17 protein-coding genes are annotated in these 16,555 nt (G+C 60.6%); 6 read left to right on the top strand and 11 right to left on the bottom strand.

The window, feature by feature from the left end; all coding sequences use genetic code 11:
* Positions 1-3: 3 nt before the first annotated feature.
* From K5R88_RS28115 to K5R88_RS28090, 6 genes are all read right to left on the bottom strand, one after another.
* Positions 4-642 (bottom strand): LysE family translocator, encoded by a 639-nt coding sequence (locus tag K5R88_RS28115; protein ID WP_008036165.1) that lies wholly within the window; start codon positions 640-642, stop codon positions 4-6.
* A gap of 17 nt (positions 643-659) precedes the next feature.
* Complete coding sequence (gene fos / locus K5R88_RS28110) at positions 660-1,124, bottom strand: fosfomycin resistance glutathione transferase (RefSeq protein WP_226298760.1); 465 nt, start codon at positions 1,122-1,124, stop codon at positions 660-662.
* Positions 1,125-1,456: 332 nt separating this feature from the next.
* On the bottom strand, positions 1,457-2,788 hold the full coding sequence (locus K5R88_RS28105; protein WP_008025730.1) for an MFS transporter: 1,332 nt from the start codon (positions 2,786-2,788) through the stop codon (positions 1,457-1,459).
* Positions 2,789-2,981: 193 nt separating this feature from the next.
* Positions 2,982-3,908 carry a hydroxymethylglutaryl-CoA lyase gene (locus tag K5R88_RS28100; RefSeq protein WP_226298759.1) on the bottom strand — a complete coding sequence of 309 codons (927 nt, stop codon included), beginning with the start codon at positions 3,906-3,908 and terminating at the stop codon, positions 2,982-2,984.
* Entirely contained in the window at positions 3,905-5,098 is a 1,194-nt protein-coding gene (locus tag K5R88_RS28095; protein WP_223553555.1) for a CaiB/BaiF CoA transferase family protein, read from the bottom strand. The genes K5R88_RS28100 and K5R88_RS28095 overlap by 4 nt, the downstream gene beginning before the upstream one ends.
* A gap of 224 nt (positions 5,099-5,322) precedes the next feature.
* Complete coding sequence (locus K5R88_RS28090; RefSeq protein WP_008025723.1) at positions 5,323-6,231, bottom strand: LysR family transcriptional regulator; 909 nt, start codon at positions 6,229-6,231, stop codon at positions 5,323-5,325.
* Positions 6,232-6,474: 243 nt separating this feature from the next.
* On the opposite strand from K5R88_RS28090, the gene K5R88_RS28085 reads away from it, so the two are divergent.
* The gene (locus K5R88_RS28085; RefSeq protein ID WP_223553553.1) at positions 6,475-7,710 is read left to right on the top strand and encodes an aminotransferase class I/II-fold pyridoxal phosphate-dependent enzyme; all 1,236 of its coding nucleotides are present in this window, start codon (positions 6,475-6,477) and stop codon (positions 7,708-7,710) included.
* 15 nt (positions 7,711-7,725) lie between these two features.
* On the top strand, positions 7,726-8,892 hold the full coding sequence (locus K5R88_RS28080; protein WP_226298758.1) for an MFS transporter: 1,167 nt from the start codon (positions 7,726-7,728) through the stop codon (positions 8,890-8,892).
* On the opposite strand, the gene yiaY is transcribed toward K5R88_RS28080, so the two are convergent.
* Positions 8,889-10,037, bottom strand: a complete 1,149-nt coding sequence (gene yiaY, locus K5R88_RS28075; protein WP_008025719.1) for an L-threonine dehydrogenase — start codon at positions 10,035-10,037, stop codon at positions 8,889-8,891. The two genes, K5R88_RS28080 and yiaY, sit on opposite strands and share 4 nt — an antisense overlap.
* Positions 10,038-10,193: 156 nt before the next feature.
* On the opposite strand from yiaY, the gene K5R88_RS28070 reads away from it, so the two are divergent.
* Entirely contained in the window at positions 10,194-11,213 is a 1,020-nt protein-coding gene (locus K5R88_RS28070) for a DUF4917 family protein (RefSeq protein ID WP_008025718.1), read from the top strand.
* Positions 11,214-11,346: 133 nt separating this feature from the next.
* Here the strand turns inward: K5R88_RS28070 and K5R88_RS28065 are convergent, their stop codons facing one another.
* Positions 11,347-11,889, bottom strand: coding sequence for a helix-turn-helix domain-containing protein (locus tag K5R88_RS28065; RefSeq protein WP_008039507.1), 543 nt, complete (start codon positions 11,887-11,889; stop codon positions 11,347-11,349).
* A gap of 158 nt (positions 11,890-12,047) precedes the next feature.
* Here K5R88_RS28065 and K5R88_RS28060 point away from each other — a divergent pair, with 158 nt between their 5' ends.
* The gene (locus K5R88_RS28060; protein ID WP_008025714.1) at positions 12,048-12,830 is read left to right on the top strand and encodes an aldolase; all 783 of its coding nucleotides are present in this window, start codon (positions 12,048-12,050) and stop codon (positions 12,828-12,830) included.
* Between the two features lie 29 nt (positions 12,831-12,859).
* On the top strand, positions 12,860-13,747 hold the full coding sequence (locus tag K5R88_RS28055; protein ID WP_223449612.1) for a dihydrodipicolinate synthase family protein: 888 nt from the start codon (positions 12,860-12,862) through the stop codon (positions 13,745-13,747).
* A 143-nt stretch (positions 13,748-13,890) separates the two neighbouring features.
* Here the strand turns inward: K5R88_RS28055 and K5R88_RS28050 are convergent, their stop codons facing one another.
* The 3 genes from K5R88_RS28050 to K5R88_RS28040 all read right to left on the bottom strand — a co-directional run bounded on the left by K5R88_RS28050 (position 13,891) and on the right by K5R88_RS28040 (position 15,302).
* On the bottom strand, positions 13,891-14,235 hold the full coding sequence (locus K5R88_RS28050; RefSeq protein ID WP_226298757.1) for a YegP family protein: 345 nt from the start codon (positions 14,233-14,235) through the stop codon (positions 13,891-13,893).
* A gap of 165 nt (positions 14,236-14,400) precedes the next feature.
* Complete coding sequence (locus tag K5R88_RS28045; RefSeq protein WP_226298756.1) at positions 14,401-14,706, bottom strand: ribbon-helix-helix domain-containing protein; 306 nt, start codon at positions 14,704-14,706, stop codon at positions 14,401-14,403.
* A 14-nt stretch (positions 14,707-14,720) separates the two neighbouring features.
* A complete protein-coding gene (locus K5R88_RS28040) occupies positions 14,721-15,302 on the bottom strand; it encodes a DJ-1/PfpI family protein (RefSeq protein ID WP_192228667.1) in 582 nt (193 codons plus the stop codon).
* A gap of 268 nt (positions 15,303-15,570) precedes the next feature.
* Between K5R88_RS28040 and K5R88_RS28035 the strand changes: the two genes are divergently transcribed.
* A complete protein-coding gene (locus K5R88_RS28035) occupies positions 15,571-16,461 on the top strand; it encodes a DMT family transporter (RefSeq protein WP_226298755.1) in 891 nt (296 codons plus the stop codon).
* Positions 16,462-16,555 lie beyond the last annotated feature (94 nt).

Genomic DNA, 16,555 nt, shown 5'->3' with positions numbered 1-16,555 from the left:
GTTTCAAGCCTTGTTCGGCATCAACCCCGGCAAGGCATGCACCAGGGCGTTGATGGCGAAACCGATAAACATCACCCCGCACAACCGGGTGATCGCCAGTTCATGCCGTTGATACAGGCTGCGCACCTGCCGTGCACCGACGATGCCAATGAGGATAGCGTAGGCGATCAAACCGCCAACGAAGCTCAGAACGATCAGCCACGGCAACATCGACCAATGCAGCAGTTCCGCACGACTGGACAGCAACGCCGTAAAAGTCGCCACCGCCACCGGATAGGCTTTGGGATTGGTCAGACCGAACAGAATGCCGTGCCAGAACGGCTGCCGCGCCGGGCCTTGCGGCGCTTCGGCGCTGCTGCGTTTGGCCCGCACCGCGCGCAAACCGAGCCAGAACAGATAGAGCCCGCTGAGCACGCCCAACACGTCAAACGCAGTGCTGCCGATTTCCCGCGCACCGACAATCGCGATCAGCGCGGTGCTGCACCAGACCACGTCCCCGAGCAAATGCCCGCACAAAAAGCCTGCCCCTGCCCTTCGCCCACGCGCTGCACCAATACCGAACACCGCCAAAACGCCGGGCCCGGGCGTGATGCCGTAGATAAAGCCCGAGGCGAGAACGGCCATTAGCAGCGATGGGGTCATCGGGAAATCCTTTTGTACTATCCGGTGAATGGGCGCAAGTCTATATCAGGTCCCGGGGAATCGACTGACTGATCGTCGAAGAACTTCATTCCTGCGTACGGCCGCTGACGACAGGCGGCCAATCGCGACGCCAGGTCGCCGACATGGGCTTCGAGCTGGTGGCCGTCGGGGTCGAGGAAGTAGAAGGACGCACCTTCGCTGCGGTTATCGCGCCATTCGCGGACGTTGGCGGCACGAAGACGTTCGACGAATGGCAGGAAGCCGGATGCGCTGATGCTGAAGGCGTAATGGGTGTAGTCGGTGGCGGGCTCGGTGTTGCGCAGAGGGTCGAGGGAAAGGCACAGCCACAGGCCGGGTAGCGAAAGATAGGCGCCGGAGTCCCATGTGGCTTCGAGCTTAAGTTGCAGGAGGTCGTGATAGAACGCCACGCTGCGGTTCAGGTCGGTGACGGCGAGGGTCAGGTGGTTGAGGCCGGTTAGCAATCTGATTACCTCGAACGTCGGAAGACAGGCTGTGCAATATCTCCTCCTCAATCCGCTCATACAACCTGTTCAATGTCTGATTCAGGACCAGATCCCTTGTATGAGCTGGCTTGCCAGCGATGGCGGTCTGAAGTTGCAATGCGGTTTTCGAGGGACTCATCGCCAGCAAGCCGGCTCCTACGGGGTTGTGCGTGCTTTGGGAGCTATCGTTACTGCCTGCACGCTGCGGTTCTGTGGGAGCTGGCTTGCCAGCGATGGCGGTCTGAAGTTGCAATGCGGTTTTCGAGGGACCCATCGCCAGCAAGCCGGCTCCTACAGGGTTGTGTACTTCCCTAGAATTTGTCGAGTGTGCGCAGTTTTTGCGGCAGCCCCCACAACAACAGCGCAACCGCGATCAGCGCGCAGACGCCGATGACGTACAGCGCCGGTGTGGTGCTGCCGGTCAGGTCTTTGATTCGCCCGACCATGACCGGGCTGACGATGCCGCCGAACTGGCCGAGGGTGTTGATCACCGCGATCCCGCCCGCAGCCCCTGCGCCGGCACCGGCCAGCAGTTTCGGTGGCAGGGTCCAGAAGCTCGGAATCGAGGCGATGATCCCGGCGCCGAGCAAGCCCAGCGCGACGATCAGGAAAGTCGTGTGGTTAGCGAAGATCCCGGCACAGAAGAACCCCAGCGCGCCCACCGCCACCAGCCCGGCGACAAACTTGCGCCGCTCGCCGGTCGAGTCGGACAACCGCCCGATCACCACCATGCTGATCGCGCCGCAGATGTACGGAATCGCCGTCAGCAAACCGATCATCACCGGGCTCTCGGTGCCTGCACTGCGGATCAGTTGCGGTGCCCAGAAGTTCAAGCCGTAGGACGCCACCTGAATCAGGAAGTAGATCAGGCCCAGCGTGAGAAAACCGGGAATCCGCAGCGCGGCGAGCAGCGAGCCACCGCTCTTGTGCGGTTCGTGGTGGGCGATGCGGCTGGCCAGCAATGTCTTCTCCGACGGTGTCAGCCAATGGGCGTCTTCGATGCGGTCCTTGAGCAAGGTCAGCACCAGCAAACCGAGGCCGATGCAAGGCACGCCGCCGAGCAGAAACAGCCAATGCCAGCCGCGCATGTCCAGGAAACCATCGAGGTGTTGCAGCACCAACCCGGAGAACGGTGCGCCGACCAGCCCGGCAAATGCTGATGACAGGAACAGCATCGAGGTGATGCGCCCACGATAATGCTGCGGGAACCACAGCGTCAGGTAATACAGGACGCCCGGCGCAAAACCCGCTTCCATCGCGCCGATCACGAAGCGCAGCGCGTAGAACTGCCATTCGCTGTTGACGAAGACCATCGCCGCCGTCGCAAGACCCCAGGACATCATGATTCGGGCGATCCAGCGTCGGGCGCCGACCTTGTACAGCATCATGTTGCTCGGCACTTCGAAGATCACGTAACCGACCACGAACAGCCCGGCGCCGAGGCCGTATGCGGTGTCGCTCAGGCTCAGGTCGGCCTGCAACTGGAACTTGGCGAAGCTGATGTTGATGCGGTCGAAAAAGGCGAACAGGTAGCAGACCATGATCAGCGGCATCAGGCGCCAGGCGACTTTGCTGACCAGGGCTTTTTCTTCGTCGTGGCTAACGGACGGGCTCGCGCCCGCCTCCAGTACATTGAGGCTCATGGTGCTTTCTCCAGGCGGACTTCCCGTAGGTGTCCGATTGTTTTTGTTGTCTGGTTTGTTGTGGTTCGTTCTGTAGGAGCGAGGCTTGCCCGCGAAGGCGGTGTGTCAGTCGTTAGAAATGTTGAATGACAGGCCGCCTTCACGGGCAAGTCGGATCGCCGCACCGCTCGCTCCTACAGGGGTATTGGGTGGGTCAGGAAGGCAACGGGTGTAGGTCGCAATTGCGGCCGGCCTTGGCCAGTTGGCCGGGGACTTCGTGGCCGAGCAGCGCGGGCAATCCTCGCGAAAGCTTCAGCAACAACGGCAGATCAATGCCGGTGTGAATACCGACTTCATCGCACAGGTTGACCAGGTCTTCAGTGCAGATATTGCCCGAGGCACCGGGGGCAAACGGGCAACCACCGAGCCCGCCGAGGGCCGCGTCGAAGCGTCGGGCACCCGCCTCGTAAGCCGCAAGCACGTTGCACAAGCCGAGGCCGCGGGTGTTGTGGAAATGCAGGGTCAGATCCGCTGGCGAAACCCGCTGCAACACCCGCCGCACCAGCCGATCCACCTGCCGTGGATTGGCCATGCCAGTGGTGTCGGCCAGGGTGATGCCCTGAATCCCGAGCTCCTGATATTCATCGACGATTTGCAGCACGCGGTCCTCATCGATCTTGCCCTCGAACGGGCAACCGAAAGTGGTGGCGATGCTGCCGTTCAATCGAACCTTGGTGTCTCCCACGTATTGCACGATCTCGCCGAACGCCGCCAATGAAGCTTCGCAACGCATGCGCATGTTGGCCAGGTTGTGAGTCTGGCTGGCGGACATCACCAGGTTCAGCTCATCGGCGCGACACGCCAACGCCCGCTGCGCGCCCTCGAGGTTGGGGATCAACGCAACATAGATCACCCCCGGTTGGCGGGTGATGCCCTTGAACACCAGCTCGCCATCGCGCAGTGCGGGAATGGCCTTGGGCGACACGAACGAGCCGGCTTCGATGCGGCTGAATCCAGCCAGTGACAGCTGATCGATCAACGCGATTTTGTCGACCGTTTCCACCCAGGTCGGCTCTATCTGCAGGCCGTCGCGCGGGGAGACTTCCTGAACGATCAGGCTCTCGGAAAAATCAGTGATCATTGCACCACCCCTTCAGTTTTCAGGCGTTCGATGTCCGCATCCGTCAGGCCCAGCCCCGCGAGAATCCCGTCGGTGTGCTGGCCCAGGCTTGGCCCCGACCAGTTCACACCCCCGGGGGTTTCGGAAAGTTTGGGCACGATGCCCGGCATCTTCACTTTCGCACCACCGGGCAGGTCGGCGCTGAGCAACATGTCCCGCGCCTGATAGTGCGGGTCGGCGACGATGTCGGCCACGGAATAGATGCGTCCGGCCGGTACTTCAGCGGCTTCCAGTGCCGCCAGCACGTCATCGATGGGCAGGCTGCTGGTCCAGTGGGTGATGGCGGCGTCGAGCACATTACTTTTCAATGCGCGGCCATCGTTGTGAGCAAACTCTGGCGCTTCGGCCAGATCGCGGCGACCGATCACTTCCATCAATCGTTTGTAGATCGGGTCGCTGTTACCGGCGATCACCACGTAGGCGCCATCGGCCGTCAGGTAGGTGTTGGACGGCGCGATGCCCGGCAAGGCGCCGCCGCTGCGTTCACGGACATGACCGAGCATGTCGTATTCCGGCACCAGGCTTTCCATGACATTGAACACGCTTTCGGCCAGCGACACATCGACCACTTGCCCCCCGCCCTGCCCAGTCTTGACCCGCAGCAGCGACATCAACGCACCAATCACCGCGTGCAAAGACGCCAGGGAATCACCGAGGCTGACACCCACCCTCGCCGGCGGCGAACCGGGGGTGCCGGTGGTGTAGCGAATGCCGCCCATGGCCTCGCCGATGGCGCCGAAACCCGGGCGGTCGCGGTAGGGGCCGGTCTGGCCGTAACCGGAAATGCGTACCAGCGTCAGGTTGGGATTGAGCGCGTGCAGCACGTCCCAGCCCAGACCGAGTTTTTCCAGGGCGCCGGGGCGCAGGTTTTCGATCAGCACGTCGGCGCTGGTCGCCAGTTGCTTGACCAGTTCGATGCCTTCAGGGGATTTCAGGTTCAGCGCCAGAGACTTCTTGTTGCGCGATTGCAGGTACCACCACAGCGAGGTGCCCTCGTGCAGCTTGCGCCATTTGCGCAGGGGGTCGCCCTGGCCCATGGCTTCGATCTTGATCACTTCGGCGCCGAACTCGGCGAGCATGCGGGCGGCGAACGGCGCGGCGATCAGCGTGCCGATTTCGATCACTTTGATTGCGCTCAGGGGGGCAGTCATCGCGGGGTACCTCTTATTCTTGGAATATGCGCCAAGGCTAGAGGAGCGAGGGGAATGGAATCCAACCTTCAGTTGGCAACGGGCGTTCGCCAAACGCGAACGCTCTGGAAGATTGTCGCGACCTCAGGTCCGCCTTCGCGGGCAAGCCTCGCTCCTACAGGTTTGCGAGATCCCTGTAGGAGCGAGGCTTGCCCGCGAAGGCGCCGGACCAGCCAACAATAATCTCAACCCTGCCCGCGCAACTGCTCAAACAACATCCGGCTCACCGGCGACAACGCCGCTTCATCGCGCACGACGATGATCAACGCCCGATCCGACCAGTCATCCGTCAACGGCACCGCATGCAAACCCAACGCCCGGCCAAACAACTCGTAAGCCTTCTGCGGCAAAATCCCGATGCCCATGTTGGCCTGGACCATCCGGCACATCGCATCGAACCCCGGCACATGAATCCGCAGCCGCAGCACTTTGCCCGCCTGACGCGCGGCTGCGTGGGTGCGCATGTTGATGGAACTGGCGGCGTGCAGGCCGACGTAATCGCTGTCCAGCGTATCGGCGAACGCCAGGCTGGAACGGCTGGCCAAGGGATGATCCGGCAGCATCAGCACCACCAGTTTGTCCTGGCGATACAGCACGCTGTGCAGACCTTTCACATCGCTGTCGCTGGAACAGATCCCGAGGTCCGCCACGCCATCCAGCACCCCTTGAATCACCCCGCTGCTGGGGCGTTCTTCGAGGTCGGTCTTGACCTGCGGATGACGTTCTGAAAAGTCCCGCAGGTCTTCCGGCAGGAATTGAATGATCGCCGACAGGTTGGCGAGCATCCGCACATAGCCGCGAATACCGTGGCTGTGCTCGCCTAACTCCAGGCCCATTTTCTCGACGTTGAACAACATCTGCCGAGCGTGGTGCAACAGGGTTTCGCCGGCCGGTGTCAGGGTCATGCCTTTGGCCTGACGCACAAACAGACTGATGCCCAGCGCCTCCTCCAACTCCATCAACCGCTTGCTCGCCGCCGACACCGCAATCGCTTCGCGCGCAGCGGCACGGGTCAGCGTGCCTTCTTCGTGGACGGCGACAAACAGTTGAAGGGTCATCAGATCGAGACGGCGGATCAGGCTTTTTTGCAGCATGGAGGGCTCGATTGTTTGGGGAGTGGCTGAATCGGGAGGATAGCCCGGTTTTTGTGCAACTCGGCAAAGCAATTGACCCACAACCTCACGAGGCATCGCCCTACACACTTATCTCTTGTAACACTCAGGTGTACCGGAAACGGCTGATTCAAAGCCCCTGACCACACGCTGTAAAGTCTGGGAACGTACACCGCTTGCTTCAAAGCAATGGATCGCTTCGCACTCAAGGAAAGAAACGCACACATGGACCAGACAGCGCACGCGGCAAACACCTTTACCAACTATCGAAAACTTGTCTCGCTAGCCGATCACGACTGGGAGACCGCTGAAGCCGGGAAAATTGCGGGGCTGAATGTTGAGGTCAAAAGCCCAAACCAGATGGTTGACCAGTTCGGGCGCTCGTTCCATCACTTCTGTACCACGTCCTATTTAGGACTGGATCATCATCCCGCCCTGCTTGAAGGCGCCATGACTGCGTTGCGGGAAGTCGGCACGTTGCGCATTGCCAACTCAAAAAACCGCTGCAAACTGGCCGCTTTGGAACGGTACGAAAGCGAACTGTCGGAGTTGTTCGGCGCTACCTGCCTGAGCACCCTGTCATGCAGCGCCGCGAGTGCAGGGATACTGCCAATGCTCGCCAGTGGTGTATTTACGCAAAACCGGCCTCCGCTGATGGCGTTCGACCGACTGGCCCATTATTCGATGAACCACTTGAAATCGGCGTGTGCGGATGAAACCCGGGTGGTGACGTGCCCGCACAACGATATGGATTTCGTCGAAGACCTGTGTAAACGACACGCCAACGTTGCGTACATCGCCGACGGTGCGTACAGCATGGGCGGAGTCGCAGACATGAACAGCCTTTTGTACCTTAAGGAACGCTATGGGCTGTTTCTCTATCTGGATGATTCCCACGCACTTTCAGCGGTTGGAACCTTCGGTGCCGGTCTCGTCCGTCCCTGGATGAACGCCCTTGATGAAGACAGCCTGATCGTCGCGTCCCTGGCCAAATCGTTTGGCGCCAGTGGTGGACTGGTGATGCTCGGCAGCGATCGGCACAAGACCCTCATTCAGCGTTATGGCGGCCCCAGCAATTGGTCGCAAAGTCTGAACAGTGCAGCGATTGGTGCGGGCAGAGCGTCCATCCAGTTGCACCGCACACTGGAGTTCGCTGCATTGCAGGAAAAACTTCAGGTTAATATCCGGCTTTTTGACACGCTGATTCGAACCGCACAATGCGGCAGCAACATGGCCATTCGATTGATTCGCTGCGGTAAAGCGTCGTTGGCCAATAGCGTTGCCATTGAACTGGCCAATCACGGATTCTTTACCTCGGCCGTATTTTTTCCGGTGGTTGCACAAGGCAATGCTGCGATCAGAATCACTCTGCGTGCCGACATGGAGCCGGTGCTGATTCGCCAGTTTTGTGAACGCGTGACCGAGCTGTTGCACTCACACGCCGCAGATGTCAGCGACTGAAGCCAGGGAACATTCATGAAGAGCAGCACCACCCTCCTCGTCACCTGCAGCACGGTTTTTCTCGCGCAGTTAGGCATGAGCATTTACCTGCCGGCGCTGCCGGAGATGGCTCGGTATCTGTCTGCCGACGCCTCGCAGGTTTCGTGGGGACTGGCCGTGTATCTGATCGGCATGGCGCTGCCGATGCTGTTCTGGGGCAGCCTTGCTCAGCGCATCGGCCGAAAACCGGTGCTGCTGGCGGCGCTTGGTATTTATGGGGTGGGCAACCTTGCGCTGCCCTTGGGCCAGACGCTGGAATCCTTTCTCTTTTTCAGACTGGTTCAGGGCATCGGCGCCAGCGGAATTTCGGTCATGGCCCGGGTGTTGATCCGTGACAGTTTTCGTGGCGACCTGTTGGCCAAAGCGCTGTCCTGGCTTTCGATTTCTTTCGTGGTGGCGCTGGGGATCGGCCAGTACCTGGGGTCGGTCATCCAGGTCGCGTTGGGCTGGCCGGCGATTTTCTACCTGCTGGGCAGTGTAAGTCTGTTGCTGGCGATGGTCGTGGCACGGGTCACGTTCCCGGTGCGGGTGGAAGACACCGTTCAGTCGTCCGCGTGGCCAAGCTATTGGCACATTCTGCGTGATCGGGCCTTCCTGCTGCCGGCGCTCACCGGCGGGCTGGGTTATGGGGTGATCATCGCCTTCAACACCGCGGCGCCGCTGATTCTGCAAGGACCGTTCAACTGGTCGGCCGTGGAATACGGGCTGTTGGGCTGGCCCATCAGCGCGGGGTATTTTCTCGGGGCATTGGCGGTCAACGGTCTGGTGCTGCGCACCGGTCAGCGTCGGATGATGACGGCGGTGGTGGGGCTGGTGCTGGCCGGCAGTGCGGTGATGTTGCTGGGGAGCATCGCCGGCACTTCGATTGCGCTGTTGTTCTGGTTGCCTTACTGCGTAGCGGTGTTCGGCCAGTCGTTGAATTACCCGATCAGCCTGGCGCTGGCCAACGACGGTTCGCCGGTCGGCGGTGCGTATGCGATGGCGTTGAGCGGGTTCATCCATCAACTGATGGCTGCCGTCATCGGTGGTATCGCGAGCCTGATCGCCAGCCAGCAGGCATGGCCGTTGTCACTGTTATGCACGTTGCTGTCCCTGGGCGCGATGCTCTGCGTGATCATCGCGCCCGGCCGTAAAACCGCTTAGAACGCGCTGCGGAAAATCTCCTCGATCTGCCGCTGATCCGCTGCACGTGGGTTGGTCACGCCGCACGCGTCTTTCAAGGCGTTGCTGGCGAGCGTCGGGATGTCGTTGAGGCGGGCACCGAGTTCACGCAATCCGGCGGGGATTTCCACATCCCTGGCCAGGCTGCGGATCGCCGTGATGGCTGCCTGCGCGCCCTCTTCCGGGCTGAAGCCGCGAATATCGGCGCCCATTGCGTGGGCCACGTCGGTCAGGCGCTCGGCGCATACCAGCGCGTTGAAACTTTGCACATGCGGCAACAGCACGGCGTTACAGACGCCATGGGGCAAGTCGTAGAAACCACCCAACTGGTGAGCCATGGCATGCACGTAGCCAAGGGACGCATTGTTGAACGCCATACCTGCGAGGAACTGTGCGTAAGCCATGTTCTCCCGCGCGGCCAGGTCGCTGCCATCGCGCACGGCCAGGCGCAGGTTGCTGCTGATCAGCGTCATCGCCTTCAGCGCGCAGGCGTCGGTGATCGGGTTGGCGGCGGTGGACACGTAGGCTTCGATGGCGTGGGTCAGCGCGTCCATGCCGGTGGCGGCGGTCAGGCTTTTGGGCATGGCGACCATCAGCGCCGGGTCGTTGACCGATAGCAGCGGCGTGACGTTGCGGTCGACGATGGCCATTTTCACGTGACGGGTTTCGTCAGTGATGATGCAGAAACGCGTCATCTCGCTGGCGGTGCCGGCGGTGGTGTTGATGGCGATCAACGGCAGTTGCGGCTTCTCGGATTGATCGACGCCTTCGTAATCGCGAATCTGCCCGCCATTGGTCGCGCACAACGCGATGCCTTTGGCGCAGTCGTGGGGCGAACCACCGCCCAGCGACACCACGAAATCACAGCGACTTTCCTTGAGCAGGCCCAGCCCGCTCTCGACGTTGGCGATGCTCGGGTTGGGCTTGGCGCCGTCGAAGATGACCGAGTCGATGTCTTTCATTGCCAGCCTTTCGGCGATCATCGCAGCCACGCCCGCCTTGGCCAGCCCGGCGTCGGTGACGATCAGCGCCTTTTTAAAACCGTACTTGCCGATGGCGTCCATGGCCTCGTCGAGGCAACCAATACCCATGATGTTCACGGCGGGGATGAAAAACGTGCTGCTCATGGCGAATCTCCAGGTCTGGGCCGTATCGGTGGTTCGATCCGGCGGATACCCACAGGATCGACCCATCGGCGCGGCGTTAACTTGATCTGGCTCAAGTCCGGGTCGTGATAAAGTCGCCGCCCATCCGACCTTTTGCTTTTTGAGACGACGACCGCAATGACCGATTTCCAGGATGTCGATGCCCAACTTGAAGACTGGAACGCCCTGCGCGCCACCGCCTCGATCAGCGGCCTGCTGGTGGGCAACGGCGCCAGCCGCGCGGTCTGGGACGATTTCGGCTACGACTCGCTGTTCGAAAACGCCCGCACCGTCGAAGAAAAACCCCTGAGCCAGTCCGAGCTCAGCGTGTTCGATGCGATGCAAACGCGCAGTTTCGAGCAGGTGCTGGGTGCGCTGAAAACCACCAGCCGGGTGAACAAGGCCCTGGCCGTCAGCTCCGCCGCGCCGCGCAATCGCTACTACGCGATCAAGGAAGCGCTGATCAACACCGTGCACGCGGTGCACATCCCGTGGCGACTGGTGGTGCCTTCGACACTGGCGACGATCAATCAGGAACTGGGGCGTTACCGGACGGTGTTCACCACCAATTACGACTTGCTCAACTACTGGGCGATCCAGCACCAGCCGGATGCGATCACCGACCTGTTCCAGGGTGCCGAGCCAGGGTTTGATTTGAGCGCCACGGCGACCGATAAAACCCGTCTGCTGTACCTGCACGGCGGTTTGCATCTGGTGCGCAATCAGGACGGCACGGCACGCAAACTGATGTCGACCGAAGGCACGCTGCTGGGCAGCTTTGCGATCAACAACACGATCAAGACGCTGGATGACGTGCCGCTGTTTGTGAACGAAGGGCCGAGCGCAGACAAGCTCAAGACCATCCGCAGCTCGGATTATCTGTCGTTTTGCTATGACCAGTTATTGGGGCATGCCGAGGGCTTGTGCATCTTTGGGCATGCGCTGGGCGAGCAGGACAGCCACATCATTCATGCGTTGCGCCAGGCGAAACCCAAGGTGGTCGCGATTTCGATTTATCCGCGCAGCAAGGCGTTTATCCAGCATCAGAAGCGGCATTACGCGAAGGTGTTTGAGGGGACCGGATCAGAGCTGCGGTTTTTTGATTCGAAGACGCATGCGCTTGGAAGTCCCAAGCTCACCGTTCCCGTCGAGGTGTAACACCGATTTTGTAGGAGCCGGCTTGCTGGCGATGGCGGTGGCGGTGGCGGTGGGTCAGTCGACGCATTTATCGCCTGATCGGACGCAATCGCCAGCAAGCCGGCTCCTACAGGGGTGCGCGGTGTTATGCAGCTCACTCTTCAGCGCTATGCACCACCACCAGCAACTGCGCCTGAACCTCGCCCACTGAGCGGATCCGGTGCGGTTTCTGCGCATTGAAGTGCAGCGCATCACCGCGCTCTAGCAGCACGCGCTCGTTCATGAAGTCCACTTCCACCTGCCCTTCGTGGACAAACAGAAACTCCTCCCCCACGTGTTCCTTGAAGGTTTTGTCCGCGAATTCGAACGGCGGATAAATGATGAACGGCAGCAGACTGCGCTCACTCACCTGATGCGCCAGCACCGCATAGCCGGGGCTCTCATCATTGGCCGCCAGCGACTGACGCTCATGGCTGCGCACCAGGCTGTAGCTGTCGAGGCTGACGCTGTCTTCGGAGAACAATTCCTCGACCTTGACGTTCAGCGCCTTGGCCAGCTTCAGCGCAGCCGCGATGGACGGCGTATTCAACCCGCGCTCGACTTTCGACAGATAGCTCTTGGTCATCCCGGATTTTTCAGCCAGGGCCTCGAGCGTCACGCCCAGTTTTTTTCTCAGTAATTTCAAACGGATAGACATGCAGAACGATTAATCCATCGAGGAGGCAACGATTCATCCTTGCCAATGACACAAAGTGTCATATAGCATCATTTGTGTCATTTGCATTCACCAAGGCCTTGCGAGCAACGAGTGAACGGCAAATCCGACGTCCATTGAACCACCCAAAGGACACCGATATGGCCAAGACCTTAGCATTACCCAAAGAGCAACTGGTCAAGCAAGCGCTGACCCAGATGCAAAATACCCTGGCAGATAATACGTGGACCGACCGGCAAAAGCTGGCCCTGACCTGCCGCATTCTGTTCGAGCACGGCCACGACTCCGGCCTGGCCGGGCAGATCACCGCCCGTGGCCCGCAGCCCGGCACTTACTACACTCAACAACTGGGCCTGGGTTTCGACGAAATCACCGCCAGCAACCTGCTGCTGGTCAACGAAGACCTGGAAGTGCTTGAAGGCCACGGCATGCCCAACCCGGCCAACCGTTTCCACAGTTGGGTGTACCGCGCCCGGCCGGACGTGAATTGCATCATCCACACGCACCCGACGCACGTCGCGGCGCTGTCGATGCTCGAAGTGCCGCTGCAGATTTCCCACATGGACCTCTGCCCGCTCTACGACGATTGCGCGTTTCTCGAAGGCTGGCCGGGTGTGCCGGTCGGTAACGAAGAAGGCGAGCTGATTGCCGGCGCCCTCGGCGACAAGCGCGCGGTCCTGCTGTCGCACCACGGTCAGTTGTCCACCGGCACGACCATCGAGGAAGCCTGTGTGATCGCGCAACTGATCGAACGCGCCGCGAAGCTGCAACTGTTGGCCATGAGCGCCGGGACCATCAAGCCGATCATTCCGGAACTGGGTCGTGAAGCCCACGACTGGATCTCGAAACCCAAGCGCCATGGCGCTGCGTTCAACTACTACGCTCGGCAGAACCTGCGCCAACACGCCGATTGCCTGAACTGAACCCACGCATTTTCAAGAGGAGCGTCGCCATGTCGACCCCAACGATTCACGGCATCATCGGCTACACCATCACCCCGTTCACCGCCAATGGCGAAGGCGTTGATCTCGACGCGCTCGGACGTTCCATCGACCGCCTGATCGACGACGGCGTCCACTCGATCGCGCCGCTGGGCAGCACCGGCGAAGGCGCTTACCTGAGCGACGCGGAGTGGGACCAGGTCAGCGAATTCAGCATCAAGCACGTGGCCAAACGGGTGCCGACCATCGTCAGCGTATCCGACCTGACCACCGCCAAAGCGGTGCGCCGCGCACGTTTCGCCGAAGCCCATGGCGCCGACGTGGTGATGGTCTTGCCGACGTCTTACTGGAAACTCAGCGAGGCGGAAATCCTCGCCCATTACCGGGCCATCGGCGACAGCATCGGCGTACCGATCATGCTCTACAACAACCCGGCCACCAGCGGCACGGACATGTCGGTCGACCTGATCCTGCGCATCGTCAACGCCGTGGACAACGTGACCATGGTCAAGGAGAGCACCGGCGACATCCAGCGCATGCACCAATTGCAACGGCTCGGCGAAGGTCAGGTGCCGTTCTACAACGGCTGCAATCCGCTGGCGCTGGAGGCTTTTGCAGCGGGTGCGAAAGGCTGGTGCACGGCGGCGCCGAACCTGATTGCGCAGCTCAATCTCGATTTGTATGAAGCGGTTTTGGCCAATGATCTGAGCAAGGCGCGTGAACTGTTCTATCGCCAGTTGCCGTTGCTGGACTTCATTTTGAAGGGTGGGTTGCCGGCGACGATCAAGGCCGGTTTGCGTGCGACCGGGCTGGAAGTGGGCGATCCACGGTTGCCGGTGTTTCCGTTGGGTGAGGATGGCCTTGGTCAGTTACAAACCTTGTTGAAAGCATTGCGCTGATCTCGAAGTTCACAAAAAACCAATGTGGGAGCTAGCCTGCTAGCGATAGCGGCCTGACATTCAACATCTTCGTCGAATGTTCAGCAGCCATCGCTAGCAGGCTAGCTCCCACAGTGGATTTGTATTGGGTCTGGAAGATGTGCTCAAAGCACCGGCAAGGTCTTGTCCTTGATCACGGTGGTCGGGCCGTTGGCCTTCACGCTGGCGATGCCTTTTTCCCGCGCAGCCTCGGAAGAATAGGCCTCGCTGCTGCCGATGATCTCGTGGTTGGCAGCCTTGAGGTTGAAATACGGATGGCCATCCTTGGTAGTCTTTTTCTCGTAGCGCTCATCCAGCGGGCTGTTCTTCTGCACTGAGGCGATGCCGTTTTCGGCGGCGCTGCGAGTGGTGTAGTGCTCGCTGTTCAGAATGGTTTCGGCATTCGCCGCTTTCAGCACGAAACGAAACTGGCCGTTGCTGGTTTTGCTCAACTCATACCATCCAGACATAATTTTTCTCCTTGGCGATTGAGGGGTTTCGCGCTTCAGAGTAAAGACCAGTCATGGATTTTTGTCGCCTGAACCGGCCCCATCGCGAGCAGGCTCGCTCCCACAGGGGAACGCATTCCCCTGTAGGAGCGAGGCTTGCCCGCGAATGGATCGACACGGTCTACGCTATTTCACCGCAGCACGAACCACTGACAACTCCGGCGTCTGCACCCGCCGTTGCGACAAATACCGCGTACAACTCACCCGCAAGAACGAAGCAAAATTCACCACTTCCCCGCGATAATCCATCACCTCTTCATACAGCTTGGCGATCAACTGGTTGGTGGTCATGCCGTCGACCTCGGCGATTTCGCTGAGGATGTCCCAGAACTGATTCTCCAGCCGCAGGGTGGTGACCACCCCGCAGATGCGCAGCGAGCGGGAGCGCGATTCGTAGAGAATCGGGTCGGCCTTGACGTAGAGCTCGCACATGGAAAAGTCCCTCGTTACAGCGTGATTTTGGTGCCCAGCAACCCGAGGAAACCGGCGAGCCAGCTCGGGTGGGCCGGCCAGGCCGGAGCAGTGGCCAGATTGCCTTGAACGTGACCTTCCGTCACCGGGATATCGATAAACGTACCGCCGGCCAAGCGTACTTCCGGTGCGCAAGCCGGGTAGGCGCTGCATTCGCGACCTTCCAGAATGCCTGCCGCCGCCAGCAATTGCGCACCATGGCACACGGCGGCGATCGGCTTGCCGGCCTTGTCGAAGGCACGCACCAGGTCCAGGACTTTTTCGTTCAGGCGCAGGTATTCCGGGGCACGACCGCCGGGGATCAGCAGCGCGTCGTAGTCGGCTTCAGCGACCTTGGCAAAATCGAAGTTCAAGGCAAACAGATGGCCGGGCTTTTCGCTGTAGGTCTGGTCGCCTTCGAAATCGTGGATCGCCGTGCGCACGGTCTGGCCGGCGGACTTGTCCGGGCACACCGCGTGCACCGTGTGGCCGACCATCAGCAATGCCTGGAACGGCACCATCACTTCGTAGTCTTCGACGTAATCGCCGACCAGCATCAGGATTTTCTTGGCAGCCATGGGGAGGACTCCTCTGGGAAATAGGCAGGAGTATTCAAGGTAGTCGTTATCCAGAGGGGCGGGTAATAACCAGCTACTACGGCGTTATCGTTCTTCGCGGGCAAGCCTCGCTCCTACAGGTTATGCGTGATCCCTGTAGGAGCGAGGCTTGCCCGCGAAGGCGTCCTCAACTGTACGGATAACTCTGTGCCTAGCTGTAACAGCAGTGGCGACCGGGTTTATGGCTAGATGAAGACACTTCCCGCCACCCTGAATTCTGGTTGCCCTCATGTCCACGCGCGAAAACACCGGCATGGCCCTCGGCCTGCTCGGCGTTGTGATTTTCAGCCTGACCCTGCCCTTCACACGGATCGTCGTGCAGGAACTCCATCCGTTGCTCAACGGCCTCGGCCGTGCGTTGTTCGCGGCGATTCCGGCGGCGCTGTTGTTGCTGTGGCGCAGGGAAAAATGGCCGACCTGGAAACAGGTCAAAGGCCTGACGCTGGTGATCGCCGGCGTGATCCTCGGCTTCCCGGTTTTATCCGCCTGGGCGATGCAAACCTTGCCCGCGTCCCACGGCGCACTGGTCAACGGCCTGCAACCCTTGTGCGTGGCGCTGTACGCCGCGTGGTTGTCCCACGAACGCCCGTCGAAAGCCTTCTGGGCCTGCGCCGCGCTGGGCAGTGCGCTGGTGCTGGGTTACGCGCTGATCAGCGGTGCCGGGAGCATTCAGGCTGGGGATCTGCTGATGCTCGGCGCGATTGCCGTGGGCGGTCTGGGGTATGCCGAAGGGGGACGTTTGGCCAAGGAGATGGGTGGCTGGCAGGTGATCTGCTGGGCGCTGGTGTTGTCGACGCCGCTGTTGATCGGACCGGTGGTGTACCTGGCGCTGCAACACCAGGGCGAAATTTCGGCCAAGACCTGGTGGGCCTTTGGTTATGTTTCACTGTTCTCGCAGTTCATCGGCTTCTTCGCCTGGTACGCCGGGTTGGCCATGGGTGGCATTGCCCGGGTCAGTCAGATCCAGCTGTTGCAGATCTTCTTCACCATCGCGTTTTCGGCGTTGTTTTTCGGTGAACACATCGAGCCGATCACCTGGCTGTTTGCTTCCGGGGTGATTGTTACCGTGATGCTCGGACGCAAAACCGCGGTCAAACCCGCACGTGTTGCCACTGCATAACCCGAACGGACACACACCTTTGTAGGAGCCGGCTTGCTGGCGATGGCATCACCGCGGTGTATCTGACAGACCGAGGAGATACCATCGCCAGCAA

The sequence above is a fragment of the Pseudomonas sp. MM213 genome (assembly GCF_020423045.1).
Classification (GTDB): domain Bacteria; phylum Pseudomonadota; class Gammaproteobacteria; order Pseudomonadales; family Pseudomonadaceae; genus Aquipseudomonas; species Aquipseudomonas migulae.
Note: the sequence above shows the minus strand (reverse complement) of the source record. Positions and strands in the feature narration are given on the sequence as shown.

Bases quoted from the DNA above. Each gene is read 5' to 3' on its own strand.
- K5R88_RS28090 (WP_008025723.1), bottom strand. From the start codon at position 6,231: ATGCTGCAAAAAAGCCTGATCCGCCGTCTCGATCTGATGACCCTTCAA.
- K5R88_RS28065 (WP_008039507.1), bottom strand. From the start codon at position 11,889: ATGTCTATCCGTTTGAAATTACTGAGAAAAAAACTGGGCGTGACGCTC.
- K5R88_RS28080 (WP_226298758.1), top strand. From the start codon at position 7,726: ATGAAGAGCAGCACCACCCTCCTCGTCACCTGCAGCACGGTTTTTCTC.
- K5R88_RS28100 (WP_226298759.1), bottom strand. From the start codon at position 3,908: ATGATCACTGATTTTTCCGAGAGCCTGATCGTTCAGGAAGTCTCCCCG.
- K5R88_RS28085 (WP_223553553.1), top strand. From the start codon at position 6,475: ATGGACCAGACAGCGCACGCGGCAAACACCTTTACCAACTATCGAAAA.
- K5R88_RS28055 (WP_223449612.1), top strand. From the start codon at position 12,860: ATGTCGACCCCAACGATTCACGGCATCATCGGCTACACCATCACCCCG.
- K5R88_RS28045 (WP_226298756.1), bottom strand. From the start codon at position 14,706: ATGTGCGAGCTCTACGTCAAGGCCGACCCGATTCTCTACGAATCGCGC.
- K5R88_RS28095 (WP_223553555.1), bottom strand. From the start codon at position 5,098: ATGACTGCCCCCCTGAGCGCAATCAAAGTGATCGAAATCGGCACGCTG.
- K5R88_RS28060 (WP_008025714.1), top strand. From the start codon at position 12,048: ATGGCCAAGACCTTAGCATTACCCAAAGAGCAACTGGTCAAGCAAGCG.
- K5R88_RS28070 (WP_008025718.1), top strand. From the start codon at position 10,194: ATGACCGATTTCCAGGATGTCGATGCCCAACTTGAAGACTGGAACGCC.
- K5R88_RS28115 (WP_008036165.1), bottom strand. From the start codon at position 642: ATGACCCCATCGCTGCTAATGGCCGTTCTCGCCTCGGGCTTTATCTAC.
- yiaY (WP_008025719.1), bottom strand. From the start codon at position 10,037: ATGAGCAGCACGTTTTTCATCCCCGCCGTGAACATCATGGGTATTGGT.
- K5R88_RS28040 (WP_192228667.1), bottom strand. From the start codon at position 15,302: ATGGCTGCCAAGAAAATCCTGATGCTGGTCGGCGATTACGTCGAAGAC.
- K5R88_RS28105 (WP_008025730.1), bottom strand. From the start codon at position 2,788: ATGAGCCTCAATGTACTGGAGGCGGGCGCGAGCCCGTCCGTTAGCCAC.
- K5R88_RS28050 (WP_226298757.1), bottom strand. From the start codon at position 14,235: ATGTCTGGATGGTATGAGTTGAGCAAAACCAGCAACGGCCAGTTTCGT.
- K5R88_RS28035 (WP_226298755.1), top strand. From the start codon at position 15,571: ATGTCCACGCGCGAAAACACCGGCATGGCCCTCGGCCTGCTCGGCGTT.